Genomic DNA, 21,937 nt, shown 5'->3' on the forward strand with positions numbered 1-21,937 from the left:
AGTATGAAGAAATTTATTTTAATCTCCTTGTTGGCCCTATTGATGATGGGCTGTCAAGTATCGGGTGGCAGTTCCTTGAAAGTGGAGGAAACCACTGTTGAAATGCGGAAGAATCCCGAAGGAGTGGCTGTATCGGCTCCCCGTTTCTCATGGCAACTGGTAACCGACAAGCAGGATATGATGCAGACTGCTTATCAGATTGAAGTGGCGGACTCGGACAAGGGCTTGCAGGCCGGCTCCGGGCTGGTATGGAACAGCGGTCGTGTGGAGTCTGGCCAATCGGTGCTGGTGAAGTACGCAGGGGCGCCTTTGGAGTCGGGACAGAAATATTGGTGGCGTGTCACTGTATGGACAAATACCGGTGACAAGGCGCAAAGTAGTATCCAATATTGGTCAATGGCTTTGCTGGACAGTTCGGACTGGAAAGCCGGCTGGATTGGACTGAACGACAGTACAAACTTGAAACTGGACGGTGAGCGGACCATCCTTCCGGCACGTTATCTGCGGAAGGAGTTTGATTTGCCGTCACAGCCGAAGCGTGCAGTCCTTTATGTTTCGGGAGTAGGCTCTTCCGTATGCTATATGAATGGCGAGAGGATTGGAAATGATGTATTCGGTCCTTTGCCTACCTGGTACGATGCTTCTGTATCTTACCTGACTTATGATGTCACCCCCTTGTTGAAGTCCGGTACCAATGCGATAGGCGTGGCTCTGGGCAACGGCCGCTATCTTTCCATGCGCGCCAATGGGATGGTAGGTTTTGGTTTGCCCCGTCTCATGGCGCAGTTGAATATAGAGTACGACAATGGTGAGACGGTGTCGGTAGTCAGCGATGATTCCTGGAAAGCGACGAACCACGGTCCTATAACTGCGAACAACGAATTTGACGGTGAACATTACGATGCCCGCTTGGAATTGGGTAAATGGACGGAAAGCGGCTATGATGATTCCGGATGGCAGTTGGCCGAACGGATGGAGGCTCCCAAAGGAAAACTTGTGGCACAGCTCTCTCCGAGTCTGAAGGTGATGGAGGAGATAAAGCCAATATCCGTTAAATCGGTAGGTGATGGAAGATATATCGTGGATATGGGGCAGAATATGGTAGGAATACAGCAGGTGAAACTGCGTGGCAAGAAGGACAAGCCCATTACTATGCGTTTTGCCGAAGTGCTGAAGGACAATGGTACGGAACTGTATCTTGACAACCTGCGCAGTGCCCTTGTCACGGATATTTATACTCCTGCCGCTGACGGTGAGTTTGTTTGGGAACCGTTGTTTGTTTACCATGGTTTCCGTTTTATGGAAATATCCGGTTTGGACTATGAACCGGCAGCGGATGATTTCACCGGTAAGGTGGTGTATGATGAAATGGCAACGAACGGTACGTTCGAGACTTCCGAGGAGTTGATTAACAGACTTCACAAGAATGCCTATTGGGGAATCCGTGGAAACTATCGCGGTATGCCTACCGACTGCCCCCAGCGTGATGAACGTCTTGGATGGCTGGGCGACCGCACTACCGGTGCCTATGGTGAAAGTTTCATTTTCGGCAATGCCTTGATGTATAAGAAGTGGCTGGTGGATATAGAAGAGTCCATGAATGAAAATGGAAGTATCTCTGTGGTATCTCCCCGTTACTGGACCATCTTCCATGATGACGTGACTTGGCCGGCTGCCTATTTTTACGTAGCCGACATGCTTTACCGCCAGTTTGGCGATGATAGCTCCATCAAAGAGCGCTATCCGTCCATGAAGCGCTGGGTAAACCACATGACGGAGACCAAAATGAAGGACTATATTCTGGTGAAGGATGAATACGGGGATTGGTGCATGCCTCCCGAGTCGCCGGAGCTGATTCATTCGGAGGACCCTGCCCGGAAGACGAACGGCGAAGTGCTGAGTACAACGGTGTTTTACAGCATTCTACAACTGATGGAGAAGTTCGCGCAAATGAACGGACTTCCGGCAGATACCGAAGAGTATGCCGCACTTGCTATTAAAATCAAGGACGCTTATAACAAGAAATTCTTCAATCCCGGGACTGCACAGTATGACAACAATACGGTGACGGCGAACCTGCTTTCCCTCAGACTGGGTCTGGTTCCCGACGGATATGAAGATAAAGTATTTGCCAATGTCGTGGAGAAGACGGAAAAAGACTGTAAGGGACATGTCAGTGCCGGTGTGCTTGGCATCCAGCATCTGATGCGCGGACTTACCGAGTACGGTGGACTGGAACTTGCCTATAAGATAGTGACCAATGACACTTATCCCTCATGGGGCTACATGATTAAGAAGGGTGCAACCACCATTTGGGAATTATGGAATGGTGACACGGCAAATCCGGCGATGAATTCAAGAAACCATGTGATGCTTTTGGGAGATCTGCTGATATGGTTCTATGAGGATCTTGCCGGCATAAAGAATACTCCCACTTCCGTCGGGTTCAAGCAGATTCTGATGGAACCGGTATTCCCGGAAAAACTGAATTATGTGAATGCTTCGCATGTATCGCCTTATGGCAGGATAGGGAGTTCCTGGAAACGTGATGGCAATAAGCTGAAGTGGAACGTTGAGATTCCTGCCAATACAACCGCTACGGTCAAGCTGCCGCTTGACTTCCATGTACAGGTAGATGCCGGTCAAGCGGGGATTCATTCCGTGGAGGAGGCTGACGGTAAGCTGGTAGTCGAATTGGGCTCCGGCAAGTATGTATTCATGTCTGAATGATATTTTTCTAACAACAATAAAACAGATGTAACTATGAGACTAAAAAGATTGTTTTTGGGGGTAATGCTTTTGGCAGGCATTACGGGTGCAGGAGCGGCAAATGTTGCTCCGGAAGACATCTCTGCTTCTATTTCCTTGAAAGTGCCGGGGAATGATGCCAAGCAATATCCGCTGGCCTTGCAGAAGATGCAGGATGGTATGTACAGCTGCCGGGCTTCGGAAACGTTGCCGTTGGACATCATCCGCCAGGTGGTGGACAAGGATGGCAAACAGCGCATTACCGTCACACTCAAGGCGCTGGAAAATGTGTATTTCAACTACGGGGAACAGATAAAGACCGGTTACAAGCATTCGGACTGCCAGTTCTACATGCCGGGCTTCTGGTATCGCCGCAACCTGCGTTCGCCGAAGGAGGCTCCTTCTTTCCACACATCGGACAGTTGGCTGGTGCGTGAGGACCGTTTGAGCACTCCGCTGACGGCAGCTTTCAATCCGGCAAGCGGTACGTCCATGTCGGTTATCCGTATTGACAAGTTCGACAAGGAAGCTTTGACCACTCATAAGGAAGGAGAGGTAATCTTGTCCGGTGAGACTTCCATCGGATATACCGGTTTCTGCAATGTGGATGGTATGACTGTCTTGGCATACGGTTTCCCCTATAAGGAAGCACCGAAGACATATATCCGCAAATTGACGTTGGCTCCTGCCGTTGAGGCTTTCCAGTTGCTGCGTAAGGGCGACAGCATCTCCATGACTTGGGAGGTGTCCGAAAGGAATGCTGCCGATTTCTCGGAATGCGTACAGCGCACCTGGGAGTATTGTTATGACACTAACCGCCCGAAACCGGTTGACACACCTTACACGGTAGACCGCATGAAGGAGGTGATGAGCAACTTCTTTGTGGAAAGCTATGTCAGCAATACCCCCACTCATTATTACTCCGGTGTAGAGTTGGAGACTGCTACTTGTGCCAATACCGATGTTGCCGAAGTGGGCTTTGTGGGACGTACGTTGCTGAACGCTTTCAATGCTTTGGAGTATGGCAAACAGCAGAATCGCCAAGACCTGGTGGATAATGCCAACCATATCTTTGACACTTATCTCCAGAATGGTTTTTCGCCTGCCGGTTTCTTCAACGAAGTGGTACACTACAACCGCGGCTTCAAGGAAACCAGACATAGCATCCGCCGTCAGTCCGAGGGAGTGTATGCCATCTTGAACTATTTGAACTACGAGAAACAGCAGAAGCGTAAACACCCCGAATGGGAGAAACGCATCAAGGGCATGCTGGACAGCTTCCTCAAGTTGCAGAACGAGGACGGCAGCTTCCCGCGCAAGTTCAAGGATGATTTCTCTATCGTGGATGCCAGCGGTGGTAGCACGCCTTCGGCAACATTGCCTTTGGTGATGGCGTCCAAGTATTTCAAGGACAAACGTTATCTGGCAAGCGCCAAGCGTACGGTAGACTATCTGGAGAAGGAACTGATATCCAAAGCCGATTATTTCTCTTCTACGCTGGATGCTAACTGCGAGGACAAGGAAGCCTCCTTGTATGCTGCTACGGCTGCTTATTATCTGGCTTTGGTTACCAAAGGAGAAGAGCGTGCACACTATGCCGGTCTGGCAAAGAAAGCCGCTTATTTTGCCTTGTCATGGTATTATACTTGGGATGTTCCTTTTGCCGAAGGTCAGATGCTGGGAGATATCGGCTTGAAAACCCGTGGTTGGGGAAATGTGTCGGTAGAGAATAACCATATCGATGTATTTATCTTCGAATTTGCCGATGTGCTGCATTGGCTCTCCAAAGAGTACAACGAGCCGCGCTTCTCTGACTTTGCCGAGGTGATATCCACTTCCATGCGCCAGTTACTGCCGTATGAAGGACACATGTGTGGCATTGCCAAAGTAGGCTATTACCCGGAAGTGGTGCAGCATACCAATTGGGATTACGGACGTAACGGAAAGGGATATTACAACAATATCTTCGCTCCGGGCTGGACGGTTGCTTCTTTGTGGGAGTTGTTCACTCCGGGACGTGCGGAGCAGTTCTTGTTGAAAAAATGATAGTCTAAACAGTAACCAATATTGTATTTATGAATAAGATGATGACTTTGTTGGCAAGCGTGATGCTATTGGCATCGGCTTGCACGGGCAAACAGGCGAGTGAAAAGACTGCTTCTGGACTGGAACCTGCGAACTTCCGTACGGAAGTGGATGGCAAGCAGACAGACTTGTTTGTTTTGGAGAATAAGAATGGTATGGAAGTTTGTATTACGAATTTCGGTGGACGTATTGTATCAGTAATGGTGCCGGACAAGGATGGCGTTATGCGTGATGTGGTGCTGGGCTTCGATTCCATTCAGGACTACATCAAGTTCCCTTCGGATTTCGGCGCTACCATCGGACGTTATGCCAACCGTATCAACCAGGGTAAGATTACAGTGGATGGGGTAGAGTATCAGCTGCCGCGCAACAATTACGGTCATTGCCTGCATGGAGGTCCCAAGGGATACCAATATCAAGTGTTCGATGCCCGTCAGTTGAGTGACCGGGTTCTGGAACTGACTTATCTGTCGAAAGACGGAGAGGAGGGCTTCCCGGGTAACCTAACCTGCAAGGTCACTTTCTCGCTGACAGATGACGATGCCATCGACATTCGTTACAGTGCCGAAACAGACCGTACCACTGTTGTCAATATGACGAACCATTCTTACTTCAATCTGGATGGCGATCCCTCCAAGTCCAATTCGGATTATCTGCTTACCATCGATGCAGATGCCTATACTCCCGTGGACAGTACCTTCATGACTACCGGTGAGATAGCTTCCGTAGAAGGTACGGATATGGATTTCCGCACTCCTACAGCCATTGGCGCCCGCATTGACAATGACTTTGAGCAATTGAAGAACGGCAAGGGCTATGACCATAACTGGGTACTCAATACGAAGGGTGACATCACCCGCCCGTGTGCCACCCTCGAATCTCCCTCAACGGGTATTGTGCTTGATGTCTATACCAACGAACCGGGCATTCAGATTTATGCCGGTAACTTCCTGGATGGCACACTGACCGGAAAGAAAGGTATCGTGTACGGTCATCGTGCGTCCGTCTGTTTGGAGACGCAGAAATATCCCGATACGCCCAACAAGCCGGAATGGCCTTCGGCGTTGCTGAAGCCGGGAGAAAAGTATGACAGTCATTGCATCTATCGCTTTTCGGTGAAGAAATAAATATAAGGCAGGCGTAGCCTGCCTTATATTTATAATAATCTCTTTTGTTAACTTTAAAAATTAATGCGTATGAAAAAGTATTTATTGTATGCTTGGATTGTATCAGCATTTTGTTCATGCAGTGAGAATAGCATGGAACCCCTTCCTATAGAAGTGGATGCTGATTGTGTAGACATTGTAAATGATGAAAGCTTTGTGCCGGTTAGTCAAGCCACAGAGGTGGCCGGCTTGTTTTTAGCTGCTAATGGTAAAGATGCGGTGACAACAAGAAATGGCTCTATTGAGCCAGATGCCTTTTCTGGTAAAACAGTAAAAGATATTAAGACGGTTTACGGTGAAGACAATACGCCTTCTATGTATATAATAAATTATGAAGGCGGTGGTTTTGTTATAGTAGGTGCTACCAAGAATTACTATCCGATTCTGGCATATTCAGATACTAACTCTATCAATATAGAAAAAGCTAAGCAGAGTGGCTTTTCTATTTGGATGGATGAAACAAATTGGGCTATTAAGGAAAGCGATATGCAAAATGCCGAGACTTTGGCAAATATGCGCTCTATGTGGGAGGCTTACGAAATACTGCCTGCCACAACACGTGATGCTACTTCTGATCATTATAGTGATGGGACAATGTTTCGTGAAAGGTTAGGCGAATTGTATACTTTGTGTCCGGGATATTCGTTTGGTCCTTTAAGTTCTGCAAGATCTTTTCTCTCACAATCAGATTATGAAAGTCTTGTAGAAAAGGCTAATTTTTATGGTTCTCCTCTTGAGTTTACAATAGTAGGATATAATAGTAATAACAGAAAAGTTGGGCCTTTGATGAATACAAAATGGGGGCAGGAGGGAGGATATAGTGCATTATGTCCGAATGAATATCCTGCTGGCTGTGTTGCCATTGCTATGGCTCAGATTGAGAAGTATCATGAATGGCCTCAATCCTTTGACTGGAGCGGTATGGCTAATGATAGACCGACTTCTGCATCTCAATCTCTAATAGCGATGATTGGTAAAGCCGTGAATATGGAATATGGTAAAGACGAATCTGGAGCTTCCTTAGGTGATGCCAAAAGAGGTTTTGAGGCAATGGGGTATGCAGTATCTAAAAAGGATCATGACATGTGGGATGTAGAAAGTGAAATCTATTTTAGAGGACGTCCTGTATATATGACAGGTGACAGGAAAAATTTTATCGGAATAACTTGGAAAGGGCATGCATGGGTTTGTGATGGTGCGGAAGAATATGGAAGTTCCTATAGCTATTTTGTGGAGTATCTTGTAAACCGTTCTACAAATCCAAGTTATTCAAGTTGTGGATTCCCTAATTATATGAATCCCACTACTACTTCTTTTGGTTCTGGTCGCATATATTTTCATATGAACTGGGGGTGGTATGGCACTGGTAATGGCTGGTTTAGTGGAAATAATGTGAATCCTACAGATGATAGGAACTATCAATACGACAGAGAAAATCTGTATGTTTCACCCTTAAAATGACGCATTATGAGAAGAGTATATATCTATTCATTGTTATTGTTTGCGATATGCTTTGCCGGTTGTGAACATAAATTGGACTCTTACCCGCCTCATCTCTATAGATACTATTTAGCATTCATAGATAAATCGGGTAATGATTTGCTTGCAGATGTACCATTTGAAATAAACAGCGAGAGGGATTCTGTTTTATTACGCGGAACTTATACTTTTGAGTTTATCAAATCAACGGAAGATGATTATTTTGATACCAAATCATTAATATTAGGAAAGGTAAGTGGCTATCAATCGCTACGCATTGATGTCTGCATGGAAGACTGGTATGGGCATAAGAAGCCGGAAGTCCTTACTCATAAACTTGCCTGTAAGCATATATTCGGTGATGAGAAAGTATATACGATTGTTTCTTATTGGAAGTTTGATACTGATTATCGGGAGGCAGAACTTATCCGTCTTACAATAGATGATGTGGAGAGTCCGATTCTTGAAGGTTTTGACAAATTTTATCCTCAAGCTCTTGTTAGCTTAGATAAATAGAGAGTATCTTATGTTTTTTATATGGACGATATAATGGTTGGTATACAGCTTATGATGTTAGTCCTATAGAAGATAGATTTATCAATATGATAGAGTAAGTTTGTATGTTTCACTTCAGAAAATATATTATGAGAAATTTTAGATTTTTGTTATTGACTGCTTTATTCCCTTTGATTTTCATGGGTTGCAAAAGTGAGGAAGACTCTTATCCTCCTATTCATTATGGATACAATTTAGCATTTGTCGATGAAAATGGCAATGATTTGATTGAGGGAATGCAAACCGGTCTTGGAAGAAATGGTAAGCCTGCTTTGAGAGAGAAAGATTACTCCTATAAATTGGTAGAACCCGATTCTAAAGATGACTTTACCGGACCGGACTGTATCTATGTGGAAAGCAGGGACGGACTTTTTACTTTGGCAATCTTTGATGCACTATGGGATGGATATAAATATGACAAGAAGCCTGAAGTATTGAGGCGTACGTTTGTTTGTCCCTATATCTTTGGTGACGGAGAGGAACATTCCATTATTTCCCATTGGAAGTACAATGATGGTTATGGCAGTGTTGAACTTATTAGAGTAACTATAGATGGTGTGGATGCCCGCATCGAATCAGGAGCAGACAAATATCACCCGTTAGTTGTCGTTGTGTTGGCAAAGTAACTTGTTTTTCTTAAATACTCTGTCTTGGTAAAATCAGCACTTTATCAAGACAGAGTTTTTATTCTTTGGAATTACCGCATCGCCAGCGCCTTATTCTCCGCCTCCTCCATAATCTCCCGTTCTCCCGGCCCTTTGTCATTGATGCCGCAAAGGTGGAGGATGCCGTGGATGATGACACGGTACAGTTCACGTTCGTAGTTGTTATCGGCGAACTGTTCCGCATTGGTGCGTACGGTATCGAGGCTGATGAAGAGGTCACCGCTAAGGCGGTTGCCTTCACAGTAGTCGAAAGTGATGATATCTGTGTAATAATCGTGTTGCAGATATTGGCGGTTCACTTCGAGTATCTTCTCGTCCGAGCAGAAGATGTAGGCGATTTCACCGACTCTTTTTCCGTAAGTGGCGGCTACGGATTTTATCCATTCCGTGGTTTCACGCTTCTTGATGGAAGGCATTTCCACGCCGTCTGTCTGATAACTAATCATTTTATTTACGATTTAATGATTTACGATGTACGATTGAAATTACGTTCTTGCGATTAAGCTAGTTCTTTTAAAAGAAGAATAAGTAACTGATGATGATGGCTGCAATGATGCCGGAAAAATCGGCAATCAGCCCACACGTCACGGCATTCCTCGTTTTGGTGATACCTACGCTGCCGAAATACACAGCAAGAATATAGAATGTGGTGTCCGAAGCGCCACGTGCCACGCAACTCATGCGTCCTACAAATGAATCGGCGCCATACTGTTTCATGGTGTCAATCATCAGTCCGTTGGCACCGCTGCCGCTCAGTGACTTCATCAGGGCAGTGGGTAGGGCACCTACAAAGCTGGTATCTACACCGAATAGTCCTACTACATAACCGATACCGTTCACCAGTATATCCATGGCGCCGGAAGTGCGGAAAACGGCGATTCCAACGAGAAAAGCAACCAGATAAGGGATAATGCGTATGGCGGTGGTAAAGCCTTCTTTGGCTCCTTCTATAAAGGCATCGTATACATTGATTTTCTTCCATAGCCCCCAGAGGATGAACAGCAGGATGATGGAGAACAGCAGTATGTTGGCAATTAAAGTGGAATATACACCCATTTCATCACGGCTAATCTGTGTGAACAGATAAATGAGTGCGGCAAAGAAAAGACTGATGCAGCCAATCAGGATAAGTATGGGCTTGTTCAGCAGGTTGATGCGTTGTGCAATGCTGACGGCAATGACACCGACAATGGTCGAGATGGCAGTCGTTATCAGTGTGGGGATAAAGATGTCCGTGGGTTGGGCGGCACCCATCTGCGAGCGATACATCATGATGCTGACGGGGATAAGTATCAGTCCCGAGGTGTTGAGGACAAGGAACATTACCATCGGATTGGTGGCAGTATCCTTTTTCGGGTTTAGTTCCTGAAGTTCCTTCATGGCTTTCAGCCCCATTGGAGTAGCGGCATTGTCCAGCCCCAGCATGTTGGCAGAGAGATTCATGAAAATGGAGCCCATGGCAGGATGTCCTTTCGGTATTTCGGGAAAGAGACGGCAGAATACCGGACTCAGCCAACGGGAGAGGGCATTGATCATGCCGCTGTTTTCGCCTATTTTCATCACGCCGAGCCAGAGGGCGAGTATTCCCGTCAGTCCCAGGGATATTTCAAAAGCTGTTTTGGAAGAGGAGAAGGTGGAGTTGACGAGTTCTGTGAATATCTCCACATCACCCATAAAGATGAGTTTGCAGAGGGCCACGATGAATGCGATGACGAAGAATGCTACCCAGATGTAATTTAAAACCATGTATCGTTACTTTGTTTCTAATGGATTAATATTTGTTTTCGTTGGCAAGATTCCAGGCGTTGAGGAAAGCTGCTTTGGTTATTTCTATCATTTTTTCCCAGTTCAGCCGGTCGGTGTGGTCCGAAGGCTGGTGGTAATCGGGATGTCCGTCTGTGTGGTACCAGATGATGGGGATGTTGCACAGGGCAAAAGAAGCATTGTCACTTCCTCCCGTGGGGCGGTCCCAGGCGCGGTAGTCCGGTTGCAGGCGCAAGCTGTAGCGTGCAATGTCCTGCTTCAGCCAGTCGCCGAATACGGGGTGGGCGGCGGTGTAGAAGTAGACAACGTGTTGAGGCTGCTCGGGCTTATTGTTACGGCCTATCATGTCGAAATTGAGATAACCTTTCACCTGGCTGATGAAAGGACAGCTTTGTACAAAGTATTTTGAGCCGAGCAATCCCTTTTCTTCCCCATCCCAAAAGGCAAAGATGACCGTGCGCAGAGGCTTCTGTCCGGTGGCAAGAAATGCACGGGCTATCTGCAGGACGGCAGAGACACCGGAGGCATTGTCGTCTGCACCGTTGTATATCCGGTCGTTTGCCAGCGTCTCGTCCACACCCAGATGGTCGAAGTGGGCACCTACGATGACATATTCATCCGGTCGTTCTCCCGGGATGGTTCCCAATACATTACTCATCTGCAGGATGCGGTGGACGCCTTGTTTAAGGATGGCGATGGAGTCGGGATGCACTTGCCACCGTCCCCGTTGTTGGCGTTCCTTGTTGTAAGCCTCGAAGGGCTGGTAATAATTGTCCTTTTCCAGCGGGGCAATGCCGGCTTCTTTCAGGCAGGATGCCAGATAGCGGGCAGCCAGTCGTGAACCGTGCATGCCTGCTTCGCGTCCTTGCAGCTCATCGTCGGCCAGAAAGCCGACAATAGCCTCGGCCGAAGTGCGGCTGATGCTTTGCAATCCCTTTTCTTGTGGAGATTGTGCATGTAAGGATAGTGCGAAAGAAAGGCAGCAGATTGCTCCCAAAACAGCTTTATACATGTCGTACGGTTTTAAGGATTGGACATACCGGTTGCAAAATTAAAGATAACTTTCCATAGTTTCTATATAAATGTAGTATTTTTGTCCATTGGCGGATGAATTCAAATCCGTGTAAATCAAATGAGAGAAGGATGAAAAAGAAGAATGAAGCAGTGGAAACCGTCTTGTGCGAACGTGTGCTTTCGGCAGAAGAAGTGGCGTGCATCTCGGTACAGATTCAGCAGGAATTGGAGGCGTATATCGACCCGGTGAAAAGGGAGTATCTTCCCCGTTTCTTCAAGACCGGAAAGGGGCAGTATGGCGAGGGGGATAAGTTTCTGGGAGTGGTGGTACCCAACACCCGGCAGGTGGCAAAGCAGCACAAGCACGAACCTTTTGGGGTAATGGCAACCTTGCTTCAGAGTGAATGGCACGAGTGTCGCCTTTGTGCCTTGCTGATGTTGGTGGAGCGATTCAAAAAGAGCGATGAAAAGGGGAAAAAGGAGATTTATGACTTTTACCTTTCGCAAACGGGCCGTATCAATAATTGGGATTTGGTCGATTTGTCTGCCCCCGGCATTGTGGGCGAATATTTGAAAGACAAACTTCGTAAAGACCTCTACCGGCTGGCGGATAGTCCGCTGCTTTGGGACCAGCGCATTGCTGTGGTATCTACCTATACTCTTATCAAAAATGGTGATTTCATCGATATATTAGCCCTTTCGGAACGGCTGCTCCATCATAAGCATGACTTGATGCAAAAGGCGGTAGGATGGATGCTCCGGGAGATGGGTAAGCGGGACAAGGACTTGCTGGTGCAATTCTTGGAGAAGCATTGCAGGACGATGCCGCGAACGATGTTGCGTTATGCGATAGAGAAGTTCCCGGAGGAGGAACGCAAGGAGTTTATGAAGCGCTGATGGGGAATGAAAATCGTGAAACTGTATTTTGCTCTTCTTGCCAACAAGTTGACAAGTTTTTGCCACCTTATTGGCAAGACCTTGCCACCGCGTTGGCAAACTTTTGCCATAGGCATGGCAAAGTTTTGCCAAAGGTGAGGCAAGGGGTTGGCAAAATTAGTCTTTGATTGCCAGTGTATTACCAAAGGTAGCCTTCTACGTAACTATCAAATTCTGTAGCCATGCCGGCATCCAGATGTCTGAAGACGTTCAGTACGGATTCCTGCTCCTCGGGGAGCAGCAGGCGTTCGCCTTTGCGGGCGCGGTAGTAGGTGCGCTGGCCGAAGCCGGCTATCAGGTTGGCGATGGCGATTCCCCGCTTGTTGTAGGGTAGGCTGTTCAGCATGTTCATGAAGCCTTTGGCGTAGCGTGCCTTCTGACTGGAGCGGTAGAAGGGGCATTCTCCTTTGACGGTGGCAAGGCGTTTGGGGCTGATGATTTTCCAGTAATCCTTTTCGGTAGGCATGCTCTGCATGGCGAGTTGGCGGAGGCAGGTGGCAGCCTTGGGACATTGTTCGTTGAGGCACAAGGGGTAGTTGAAGGGGACTTGGGTAAAGGATATTTCTTCTTTCATAAGTAGCGTGTTCTATGCATTGTGCTTTCAGCAGGGGTAGATTTGGTTTGCTGTCAGTAAATGGCTGGTTATTTTACACAAATGTAGGAAGAAAGTGTGAACCTGCAAATATATTTCAAGTATATATCTTGCTACTTCTATCGTTTTTTCTGTAATTTGCCTCCGAGCAGCATAATATTCCGTTGTATGGAGCGTGCCAGGTATGTCATACGCCCTTTACTTATGTGAAAAAAGAAAGGGGATGAGTGCTATCTCAAAATAAATTCGTTATTTTGCAGTAGACAAAAAGCTTTGGAGTATGAAGTCATTGTATATCAAGAACTATAAGAACCTAAGAGAGCTGTCTATTGATTCGCTTGCTCGGGTCAATTTAATAGTAGGGTGCAACAATGTAGGTAAATCTACGTTGCTGGAAGCTGTTTCCATTTATTTGGCAAACGGGAATGACGAATGGCTGAAAACGATTTTGGATTTCAGAGGGGAAATGGTGAATGTAGATTCCGCTAAAGGGGATGTGGATTTCAGCCAAGTATTGTCGGAGCATTACAGCTCCTTGTTTTCCGGGCGTAAGATGGATTTCAGGAATGCCACGGCTATTTCCATTGGCGAACAGAGTGACCTACTGAATATCAAACTTGTACATATAGCCGAGGAACAGAGGGGAGGGACAATTGTACGTTGGGTCTATAATGATGACGATGCTGATTCGGGCGAACACTTATTTCGTTACATAGGTGATGGTTTGAGTGTGGTCTCAGGCTCGAATGCCCCTATGCTAATACCTTTTTTTCGACGTGGCTTTCCGGGCAATGTAAAGGACAGAGTTCCGTTTGAGTACGTATTGGCACAAGACTTTCATCTTAGAAAAAATGTATTGCTTTTCGACCGTATCTCTCTATCCGATAGAGAAGGTTATGTTTTGGATGCCCTGCGTATCATCGAACCAAGTATTGACCGGCTGAACTTCTTGAATGAGAATGAATATTCCAATAGGCGTGTCCCTTTTGTCACTTTGAAAGATACGGGCGAGCGTGTTCGTTTGAGTTCGATGGGTGACGGCATTAACCGGATTCTTACTGTAATTCTTGCGTTGGTCAATTGCAAAGGTGGCGTCTTCTTGCTGGATGAGTTTGAAACGGGGCTTCACTATACGGTACAGACCCAATTGTGGAGAGTTATCTTCATGCTTTCCGAAAAACTGAATGTCCAGGTATTTGCCACTTCGCATAGTCACGATTGTATCAATAGTTTTATAGCTGTGAACCGGGGAGGTCAGATAATTCGCTTGGACAACCGGGGAGGAGAGATCGTTGCTGTGAACTATAGCGATGACAAGGAGATGGAATTTATAGCACAAAATGGTGTTGAAATACGATAGGATATGAGTAAATTAAGCAAGAGCTTGCCCTATCATTTGTTCGTTGAAGGGAAAAATGACCTTCATGTAGTTTCGTCTTTATGCGGACTACATCATGTGAATCAGAATTTCAATATCAAAGTTTGCGAGAGTGTAGAGAACGCAATCGGGCTGTTCAGGCTGACACTTACTAATCCATCGGCATATCCTCGTATCGGTGTTGTGCTGGATACTGATACTGATGTGGAAAAACGCTGGAGGCAATTGGTTGATATTTTGAAATCCAGTAATAAATATGACTGTGATGGCTTAGATTTGCCTTCTGACGGACTGGTCTTGTATCCGTTGAATGACTATGACGCTGTAGTAGGTATTTGGATTATGCCCAATAATCGTTTTGAGGGGATGTTGGAGGATTTTGCATTGAACATGATTCCGGCAGAAGACCTTTTGATTCGGAAAGTTGAAGTAGTGCTGTCAGAGTTGGAAGCAGAAGGGATACAACGCTACAAGCAAGTGCATCGCTCCAAGGCAAAAATACATACGTTCTTGGCATGGCAGGATGAACCGGGAAAGCCTATCGGACAAGCTATTACTGCTCGTATATTGAATCCGGATGCAGAAGAAGCAAAAGCTTTTATAGGATGGCTGAATAAGTTATATGATAGATAGTATGGAACAAGAAGATTTTGATATACGCAACCAGCAGCCCGTCACCAGCCGAGAACGTGATTTCGAGAACGCTCTCCGTCCGTTGAATTTTGAGGATTTCAGCGGGCAGGACAAGGTGGTGGACAATCTGCGCATATTTGTGAAAGCTGCCCGCCTGCGTGGCGAGGCGCTGGACCATGTGTTGCTTCACGGCCCTCCCGGATTGGGAAAAACAACACTCAGCAATATCATAGCCAACGAACTGGGCGTAGGCTTCAAGATAACTTCCGGTCCGGTACTTGACAAGCCGGGGGATTTGGCGGGAGTGCTTACCAGCCTGGAGCCCAATGATGTACTTTTCATCGACGAAATACACCGGTTGAGCCCCGTAGTGGAGGAATATCTGTACTCAGCCATGGAGGACTACCGCATAGACATCATGATAGACAAAGGCCCTTCTGCCCGAAGCATACAGATTGATTTGAATCCTTTCACGCTGGTGGGAGCTACCACGCGTAGCGGTCTGTTGACAGCTCCGTTGCGTGCCCGTTTCGGTATCAACCTGCATCTGGAATATTACGATGATGATGTGTTGAGCGGCATTATCCGTCGTTCGTCCGGCATCCTCGATGTGCCTTGCTCCGTAAGGGCTGCCGCCGAGATTGCGAGCCGCAGCCGTGGCACACCGCGTATTGCCAATGCATTGCTGCGGCGTGTACGCGATTTTGCCCAAGTGAAAGGTTCGGGAAGTATCGATACGGAAATCGCACAGTTTGCCCTCGAAGCCCTGAATATCGACAAATACGGTCTGGATGAGATAGATAATAAGATACTCTGCACCATCATCGACAAGTTCAAAGGCGGCCCGGTGGGACTGACCACCATTGCCACCGCTTTGGGCGAAGATGCCGGCACGATAGAGGAAGTCTATGAACCGTTCTTGATAAAAGAGGGTTTCCTGAAACGTACCCCCCGTGGGCGTGAAGTGACGGAGCTTGCCTACAAGCATTTGGGGCGGAGTCTCTATAGTAGCCAGCGTACCTTGTTTGGCGACGAGTGATTCATTAATCATTAATCACTAACCATTAATCATTAAAAAGAAGTGGCCGGATTAAAATCATTGGCAAAAGAAACTGCCATTTATGGGCTGAGCAGTATTGTGGGGCGTTTCCTCAATTACCTGCTGGTGCCCGTATATACCATGGCGATGTCCGCACAGAGTGGCGGCTATGGCGTAGTGACGAATGTATATGCGTGGGTGGCCCTCATGCTGGTATTATTGACGTGCGGCATGGAAACCGGTTTCTTCCGCTTTGCCAATAAAGGGGAGGATGACCCGATGCGTGTGTACTCCACGACATTACTCAGTGTGAGTATGGGGGCGCTTACTTTCCTTGCATTGGGGCTGCTGTTTCTCGACCCTATTGCCGGATGGATGGAGTACAGTGAGCATCCCTGGTACGTGGGCATGATGATGATTGTGGTGGCGATGGATGCTATTCAAAGCATTCCTTTCGCTTATTTGCGCTACAAGAAGCGTCCCATTAAGTTTGCGGCACTCAAACTGCTGTTTATCTTCCTGAATATAGCACTGAATCTGGTCTATTATGTAGGGATGAAAGGGGATGACGTGGGCTATGCCTTCCTTTTCAATCTGATATGCACCTCTACCATTATGCTTTGCATGATTCCGGAGTTACGCGGGTTTGCTTATGTGCTGGATAAAAAACTGTTGAAGCGGATGCTTGCTTACAGTCTGCCGTTACTGGTACTTGGCTTGGCGGGTATCTTGAATCAGGTGGCCGATAAGATTATTTTTCCTTTTGTCTATCCGGATGAGGCGGAAGCTACCGTGCAGTTGGGCATTTATGGAGCTGCCAGCAAAATTGCTATGGTGATGGCGATGCTTACACAAGCTTTCCGCTATGCATACGAGCCTTTTGTCTTCGGAAAGAGCCGGGACAAAGACAATAAGCAGGTATATGCGCAGGCCATGAAGTTTTTCATCATCTTTACACTGCTGGCATTCCTGGCTGTCATGTTCTATCTGGATATTTTGCGCTATATCATCGGCCCTGATTACTGGCCGGGATTGCGGGTAGTGCCTATCGTGATGGCTGCCGAAATCTTTATGGGTATCTATTTCAATCTTTCCTTCTGGTACAAGCTGATTGACGAAACGCGTTGGGGAGCCTACTTCTCCCTGATAGGTTGCACGGTGCTGGTAGTGATGAACATACTTCTGATTCCCCGATACAGTTATATGGCTTGTGCCTGGGCAGGATTTTGTGGCTATGGCATCGCCATGCTTCTGTCCTATTTCGTAGGGCAGAAGAAGTATCCCATTCAGTATGACCTGAAGGCTATCGGTAGTTATGTGCTGCTTGCGGCAGTACTCTATCTGGCTGCCGAATATGTCCCGATAGAAAATATTTACCTGCGTATGGCGTACCGTACCGTTTTGTTGCTGCTCTTTGTGACCTATATCGTGAAGTGCGACTTGCCGTTGAGGCAGATTCCGTTCATTGGTAGGCTGGTGAAGTGAGGTTAGAGAAGTTAGATTGATAAACATTGCGTATTTAACAGTTTTGTCAAGAAAAGCATTACTTTTGTACTGTTATTAAAACTGAAGTGATACAATGGACAGAAAAATCAATCGCATAAAGATTGTTTTGAAATCAAGGATTGTGCAGAAGAGCAAACAATAAATTCAGAATCAAGTATGATTAAATCAGAAGCAATTCAGAATCTCCTCGCAAGATTCGAATCCATTGCGTGTGAATACGAAGGCGTGGAGTGCTGGAGTGCTCGCGAATTATATCCCATTCTGGGCTATGCCAAATGGCAAACGTTTGAGAATGTTTTAGGAAAAGCTAAGGAGGCTTGCCTAAACGCTGGTGTAGAGACGAGTAATCATTTTACCGGCATCAGTAAAACGATACTTATGCCTAAAGGTGCATCAAAGGACATTGAAGACTTTATGCTCACTCGCTATGCCTGCTACCTTGTGGCACAAAATGGTGACCCTCGTAAGTCGGAGATTGCTTTTGCCCAAAATTACTTTGCTGTACAAACACGTGTGGCAGAGGTAATAGAGCAACGACTTCTTGACTACGACCGTGTCCAGGCTCGCCATAAGTTGGCAGAGACAGAGAAACGCCTCTCTGGTGTTCTTTACGAGCGTGGTGTGGATGACAAGGGGTTCGGAATCATACGTAGTAAGGGCACCAAGCTCTTTTTCGCATGAACACTGCTATGCTTAAACGTAAACTTGGGGCACCGGAAAAACGTGCTTTGGCAGATTTCTTGCCAACTCTTGGCATTAAGGCAAAGGACTTTGCTGCCGAGATGACCAGCAGTGTTTTACGAGGCGTTTCATTGAAAGAAAATTGAAAACTGATAATTGATAATGGAAGAAAAGACGACCGACAACAGAAATACCTTTGCTATCAAGACTTTTCTGAAAGACTATCTTGATTTGCGCAAAGACAAGGACAATGAACTGGAAACTGTAGATTCCATCCGTAAGGGAGTAGAATTCAAAGGAGCCAATCTTTGGATTCTGATATTCGCCATATTCATGGCCTCGTTGGGATTGAATGTAAACTCCACAGCCGTGATTATCGGTGCCATGCTCATCTCGCCGCTGATGGGGCCTATCATGGGCGTGGGGCTTTCTGTGGGGTTGAATGATTTTGAATTGATGAAGCGGTCTTTGAAGAGCTTCTTGATAACTACCTTGTTCAGTGTGACCACTGCTACCATTTTCTTTCTGGTGAGTCCCGTTGCCGAGGGGCAGTCGGAATTGCTGGCACGTACGTCACCCACCATTTATGACGTATTCATCGCCTTGATGGGTGGCTTGGCAGGTGTGACGGCGCTCTCTACCAAAGAGAAAGGAAATGTGATTCCGGGTGTTGCCATTGCCACGGCTTTGATGCCGCCTCTCTGTACGGCAGGCTACGGGCTGGCAACGGGTAACTTGATTTATTTCCTCGGTGCATTCTATCTTTATTTCATCAATTCCGTGTTTATCAGTCTTGCCACTTTCCTGGGCGTGCGCGTGATGCACTTCCAGCGCAAGGAGTTTGTGGATAAGAACCGGGAGAAGAAAGTACGTAAATATATCGTCCTGATTGCTATCCTGACCATGTGTCCCGCTGTCTATCTGACGGTAGGTATCGTCCAGGATACCTTCTTTGAGAGTGCTGCCAACCGTTTTGTCAACGAGCAGCTCTCCTTTGAGAATACGCAGGTGCTGGACAAGAAAATCCATCACGAGGGCAAGGGCCACGAAATACGTGTCGTGCTGATTGGGCAGGAAGTGCCCGAAGCTTCCATCGCCATTGCCCGCAGCAAGATGAAAGACTATAAGCTAGACAATACCAAGCTGATAGTCCTCCAAGGTATGAACAATGAAGCGGTGGATATTTCTTCCATCCGTGCCATGGTGATGGAAGACTTCTACAAGAACAGTGAGCAGCGTCTGGTGGAACAGAAACAGAAGATTGCCACACTGGAGCAGAATTTGGAAAGATACAAAACCTTCGATGAATTGGGCAAGAAGATTATCCCAGAACTGAAAGTGCTCTACCCGTCGGTAAAGACCGTATCAATATCTCATGCGATTGAACTGGCGGTAGATTCTGTACGGGTGGATACTGTGACCCTTGCCGTCTTGAAATTCGGCAAGCATCCGGGTGCGCACGAGAAGGAAAAGATTGCGGAGTGGCTCAAGGCGCGTACGGGTGCCAAGCAATTGAGGCTGATTACTGAATAATACAAGAATTGACGGAATGAAAATAAGATTTATACTGATAGCTGTCTGCTTCCTTTTTTCTCTGCCGGGACAAGCGGATGAAGGGATGTGGATGCTGGGAAATCTGAACAAGCAGACACGCCAGACCATGAAAGAGTTGGGCTTGCAGATGTCTGTCAACAAGCTATACAATACGAAACGCCCGTCGCTGAAGGATGCGGTAGTCAGCTTCGGAGGCTTTTGTTCCGGAGTGGTGGTGTCCGGGGACGGGCTGGTGTTTACCAATCATCACTGCGGCTTCAGCAGCATACAGCAACACTCGTCTGTGGAGCACGACTATCTGAAAGACGGCTTTGTGGCACGTAATCTTAGTGAAGAACTGCCTAATCCGGAACTTTACGTCCGCTTCCTCTTGCACCAGCAAGACGTGACCCGTCGGGTACTTGGAGCAGTAAAACCGGATATGAACGAATCTGAGCGTACAAGTGTAGTAGATTCGGTGATGCTGGTCATTGGCGAAGAGGTTTCTCGTAAAGACTCCACGCTGATAGGCATTGTGGATGCTTACTATGGAGGCAATGAATTCTGGCTTTCCGTTTATCGCGACTACAATGATGTGCGTCTGGTATTTGCACCCCCTTCTTCAGTGGGCAAGTTCGGCTGGGACACTGACAACTGGGTATGGCCACGCCATACGGGCGACTTCGCCGTATTCCGTATCTATGCCGGCAAAGACAACCGTCCTGCCGACTACTCTCCCGACAATGTTCCCTACCATCCCGAATACGTGGCTCCGATATCCCTGGACGGCTATCGTGAGGGTTCCTTCTGTATGACGATGGGCTATCCGGGCAGTACGGAACGCTATCTTTCCTCTTTTGGCATCGAAGAGATGATGACCACCACCAACCAGGCTCAGATAGATGTCCGTGGTGTGAAGCAGGCCATCTGGAAGCGTGAAATGGATAGCCGTGACAGCATCCGCATCAAGTACGCTTCCAAATACGACGAAAGTTCCAATTATTGGAAGAACAGCATAGGAGTGAACCGCACCATCAAGAAACTGCATGTGCTGGACAAGAAGCGTGCCATGGAGACCGAACTCCGTCGCTGGATACAGCAGACACCGGAGGAGCGGGAACATCTGCTGCATCTTTTTTCCGACCTGGAGTTGAACTACAAGAGCCGCCGTGATGCTTATCGTGCCAGAGCTTACTTTGCCGAATCTTTCCTGAACGGTCCGGAACTGGTGCAGCTTGCTTTGTCCATCCTCAACTTCGACTTTGAGGGGGAAGAGAAAACGGTGGTTGCCAATCTGAAAGCTATCGTTGAGAAATATGCCAATCTGGACTTGGGCATTGACAAGGAAGTGTTTACAGCACTGTTGAAAGAATACCGCTCCCAAGTGGATTCCACCTATCTGCCCGAGCTCTACCAGACGATTGCGACAGAATACGGAGGTAACGAGCGTACCTATGTGGATAGTCTTTATGCCCGCTCGGAGCTGACCACCCCCCGTGGATTGAAGCGTTTTCTGGAGCAGGACACCACCTATCAGATATATAATGACCCTGCCATCAACTTGGGCATCGACCTCATCACGAAGCTATTCGAGATGAATATGCAGGTACAGCAGGCTTCCGGTGAAATCGAGCGGAATGAACGTTTGTTCAACTCTGCCGTGCGACGTATGTACGCATCCCGTAACTTCTATCCCGACGCCAACTCCACCATGCGTTTGAGTTTTGGCACTGTCTGCGGTTATGCCCCCTTCGACGGAGCGGAATATGATTATTATACCACCGCGAAAGGTATTCTGGAGAAAGTCAGAGCCCATGCAGGCGATGTGGATTTTGAAGTGCAGCCTGAGTTGCTATCCCTTCTTTCCTCCGGTGATTTCGGTAGATATGCCGATGAGAAGGGAGAAATGAATGTCTGCTTTATCTCCAATAATGACATTACGGGAGGCAATTCCGGCAGTGCCATGTTCAATGCCAAAGGAGAACTTCTGGGGCTTGCCTTCGATGGGAACTGGGAAGCCATGAGCAGCGACATCCTTTATGAGCCGAAGATGCAGCGCACCATCGGGGTAGATGTACGCTACATACTGTTTATGATTGAGAAGTATGGGAAGGCAGGAAATCTGATTCAGGAACTGAAGCTTGCCAATCCTTAACGTGTGCC

17 protein-coding genes and 1 pseudogene are annotated in these 21,937 nt (G+C 47.2%); 14 read left to right on the top strand and 4 right to left on the bottom strand.

Annotated elements, in window-relative coordinates:
• The first annotated feature begins 3 nt into the window (after nucleotides 1–3).
• From DWZ03_RS08375 to DWZ03_RS08400, 6 genes are all read left to right on the top strand, one after another.
• A complete protein-coding gene (locus DWZ03_RS08375; RefSeq protein WP_120129597.1) occupies nucleotides 4–2,730 on the top strand; it encodes a glycoside hydrolase family 78 protein in 2,727 nt (908 codons plus the stop codon).
• 33 nt (nucleotides 2,731–2,763) lie between these two features.
• Nucleotides 2,764–4,794, top strand: a complete 2,031-nt coding sequence (locus DWZ03_RS08380; RefSeq protein ID WP_120129600.1) for a hypothetical protein — start codon at nucleotides 2,764–2,766, stop codon at nucleotides 4,792–4,794.
• 29 nt (nucleotides 4,795–4,823) lie between these two features.
• On the top strand, nucleotides 4,824–5,960 hold the full coding sequence (locus tag DWZ03_RS08385; protein ID WP_120129603.1) for an aldose epimerase family protein: 1,137 nt from the start codon (nucleotides 4,824–4,826) through the stop codon (nucleotides 5,958–5,960).
• A gap of 69 nt (nucleotides 5,961–6,029) precedes the next feature.
• A complete protein-coding gene (locus tag DWZ03_RS08390; protein WP_016272137.1) occupies nucleotides 6,030–7,460 on the top strand; it encodes a C10 family peptidase in 1,431 nt (476 codons plus the stop codon).
• A 6-nt stretch (nucleotides 7,461–7,466) separates the two neighbouring features.
• A complete protein-coding gene (locus DWZ03_RS08395; protein ID WP_120129606.1) occupies nucleotides 7,467–7,994 on the top strand; it encodes a hypothetical protein in 528 nt (175 codons plus the stop codon).
• Between the two features lie 128 nt (nucleotides 7,995–8,122).
• Nucleotides 8,123–8,659: a hypothetical protein gene (locus DWZ03_RS08400; RefSeq protein WP_117589459.1), complete on the top strand. Its 537-nt coding sequence runs from the start codon at nucleotides 8,123–8,125 to the stop codon at nucleotides 8,657–8,659.
• A gap of 71 nt (nucleotides 8,660–8,730) precedes the next feature.
• On the opposite strand, the gene ybeY is transcribed toward DWZ03_RS08400, so the two are convergent.
• The 3 genes from ybeY to DWZ03_RS08415 form a co-directional block, all read right to left on the bottom strand.
• Nucleotides 8,731–9,144 (bottom strand): rRNA maturation RNase YbeY, encoded by a 414-nt coding sequence (ybeY, locus tag DWZ03_RS08405; protein ID WP_005826129.1) that lies wholly within the window; start codon nucleotides 9,142–9,144, stop codon nucleotides 8,731–8,733.
• 67 nt (nucleotides 9,145–9,211) lie between these two features.
• Nucleotides 9,212–10,444, bottom strand: a complete 1,233-nt coding sequence (locus DWZ03_RS08410; protein ID WP_008662144.1) for a nucleoside recognition domain-containing protein — start codon at nucleotides 10,442–10,444, stop codon at nucleotides 9,212–9,214.
• 25 nt (nucleotides 10,445–10,469) lie between these two features.
• On the bottom strand, nucleotides 10,470–11,474 hold the full coding sequence (locus DWZ03_RS08415) for a M28 family metallopeptidase (RefSeq protein ID WP_119961991.1): 1,005 nt from the start codon (nucleotides 11,472–11,474) through the stop codon (nucleotides 10,470–10,472).
• A gap of 131 nt (nucleotides 11,475–11,605) precedes the next feature.
• Between DWZ03_RS08415 and DWZ03_RS08420 the strand changes: the two genes are divergently transcribed.
• Entirely contained in the window at nucleotides 11,606–12,373 is a 768-nt protein-coding gene (locus DWZ03_RS08420; RefSeq protein ID WP_120129608.1) for a DNA alkylation repair protein, read from the top strand.
• A 178-nt stretch (nucleotides 12,374–12,551) separates the two neighbouring features.
• On the opposite strand, the gene DWZ03_RS08425 is transcribed toward DWZ03_RS08420, so the two are convergent.
• Complete coding sequence (locus DWZ03_RS08425) at nucleotides 12,552–12,986, bottom strand: DUF6078 family protein (protein WP_120129611.1); 435 nt, start codon at nucleotides 12,984–12,986, stop codon at nucleotides 12,552–12,554.
• A 298-nt stretch (nucleotides 12,987–13,284) separates the two neighbouring features.
• Between DWZ03_RS08425 and DWZ03_RS08430 the strand changes: the two genes are divergently transcribed.
• The 7 genes and pseudogenes from DWZ03_RS08430 (at nucleotide 13,285) to DWZ03_RS08460 (ending at nucleotide 21,929) form a co-directional block, all read left to right on the top strand.
• Complete coding sequence (locus tag DWZ03_RS08430; RefSeq protein WP_005833903.1) at nucleotides 13,285–14,364, top strand: AAA family ATPase; 1,080 nt, start codon at nucleotides 13,285–13,287, stop codon at nucleotides 14,362–14,364.
• A gap of 3 nt (nucleotides 14,365–14,367) precedes the next feature.
• Nucleotides 14,368–15,015 carry a DUF3226 domain-containing protein gene (locus tag DWZ03_RS08435; RefSeq protein WP_120129613.1) on the top strand — a complete coding sequence of 216 codons (648 nt, stop codon included), beginning with the start codon at nucleotides 14,368–14,370 and terminating at the stop codon, nucleotides 15,013–15,015.
• A gap of 1 nt (nucleotide 15,016) precedes the next feature.
• On the top strand, nucleotides 15,017–16,054 hold the full coding sequence (gene ruvB, locus DWZ03_RS08440; protein ID WP_034525480.1) for a Holliday junction branch migration DNA helicase RuvB: 1,038 nt from the start codon (nucleotides 15,017–15,019) through the stop codon (nucleotides 16,052–16,054).
• A 42-nt stretch (nucleotides 16,055–16,096) separates the two neighbouring features.
• Nucleotides 16,097–17,539, top strand: a complete 1,443-nt coding sequence (locus DWZ03_RS08445; protein WP_120129616.1) for a lipopolysaccharide biosynthesis protein — start codon at nucleotides 16,097–16,099, stop codon at nucleotides 17,537–17,539.
• 180 nt (nucleotides 17,540–17,719) lie between these two features.
• Nucleotides 17,720–18,351: pseudogene (gene dinD, locus DWZ03_RS08450) on the top strand (DNA damage-inducible protein D); the annotation flags it as partial.
• A 52-nt stretch (nucleotides 18,352–18,403) separates the two neighbouring features.
• Nucleotides 18,404–19,774, top strand: coding sequence for a TIGR00341 family protein (locus tag DWZ03_RS08455; RefSeq protein WP_005826112.1), 1,371 nt, complete (start codon nucleotides 18,404–18,406; stop codon nucleotides 19,772–19,774).
• A 16-nt stretch (nucleotides 19,775–19,790) separates the two neighbouring features.
• Nucleotides 19,791–21,929: a S46 family peptidase gene (locus tag DWZ03_RS08460; RefSeq protein WP_005833898.1), complete on the top strand. Its 2,139-nt coding sequence runs from the start codon at nucleotides 19,791–19,793 to the stop codon at nucleotides 21,927–21,929.
• The last annotated feature ends 8 nt before the right edge of the window (nucleotides 21,930–21,937 follow it).

The organism is Bacteroides sp. AF29-11, assembly GCF_003602895.1.
Taxonomy (GTDB): domain Bacteria; phylum Bacteroidota; class Bacteroidia; order Bacteroidales; family Bacteroidaceae; genus Bacteroides; species Bacteroides uniformis.

Coding starts and splice junctions, on each gene's coding strand:
- DWZ03_RS08375 (WP_120129597.1), top strand. CDS start 4: ATGAAGAAATTTATTTTAATCTCCTTGTTGGCCCTATTGATGATGGGC.
- DWZ03_RS08380 (WP_120129600.1), top strand. CDS start 2,764: ATGAGACTAAAAAGATTGTTTTTGGGGGTAATGCTTTTGGCAGGCATT.
- DWZ03_RS08385 (WP_120129603.1), top strand. CDS start 4,824: ATGAATAAGATGATGACTTTGTTGGCAAGCGTGATGCTATTGGCATCG.
- DWZ03_RS08390 (WP_016272137.1), top strand. CDS start 6,030: ATGAAAAAGTATTTATTGTATGCTTGGATTGTATCAGCATTTTGTTCA.
- DWZ03_RS08395 (WP_120129606.1), top strand. CDS start 7,467: ATGAGAAGAGTATATATCTATTCATTGTTATTGTTTGCGATATGCTTT.
- DWZ03_RS08400 (WP_117589459.1), top strand. CDS start 8,123: ATGAGAAATTTTAGATTTTTGTTATTGACTGCTTTATTCCCTTTGATT.
- ybeY (WP_005826129.1), bottom strand. CDS start 9,144: ATGATTAGTTATCAGACAGACGGCGTGGAAATGCCTTCCATCAAGAAG.
- DWZ03_RS08410 (WP_008662144.1), bottom strand. CDS start 10,444: ATGGTTTTAAATTACATCTGGGTAGCATTCTTCGTCATCGCATTCATC.
- DWZ03_RS08415 (WP_119961991.1), bottom strand. CDS start 11,474: ATGTATAAAGCTGTTTTGGGAGCAATCTGCTGCCTTTCTTTCGCACTA.
- DWZ03_RS08420 (WP_120129608.1), top strand. CDS start 11,606: ATGAAAAAGAAGAATGAAGCAGTGGAAACCGTCTTGTGCGAACGTGTG.
- DWZ03_RS08425 (WP_120129611.1), bottom strand. CDS start 12,986: ATGAAAGAAGAAATATCCTTTACCCAAGTCCCCTTCAACTACCCCTTG.
- DWZ03_RS08430 (WP_005833903.1), top strand. CDS start 13,285: ATGAAGTCATTGTATATCAAGAACTATAAGAACCTAAGAGAGCTGTCT.
- DWZ03_RS08435 (WP_120129613.1), top strand. CDS start 14,368: ATGAGTAAATTAAGCAAGAGCTTGCCCTATCATTTGTTCGTTGAAGGG.
- ruvB (WP_034525480.1), top strand. CDS start 15,017: ATGGAACAAGAAGATTTTGATATACGCAACCAGCAGCCCGTCACCAGC.
- DWZ03_RS08455 (WP_005826112.1), top strand. CDS start 18,404: ATGGAAGAAAAGACGACCGACAACAGAAATACCTTTGCTATCAAGACT.
- DWZ03_RS08460 (WP_005833898.1), top strand. CDS start 19,791: ATGAAAATAAGATTTATACTGATAGCTGTCTGCTTCCTTTTTTCTCTG.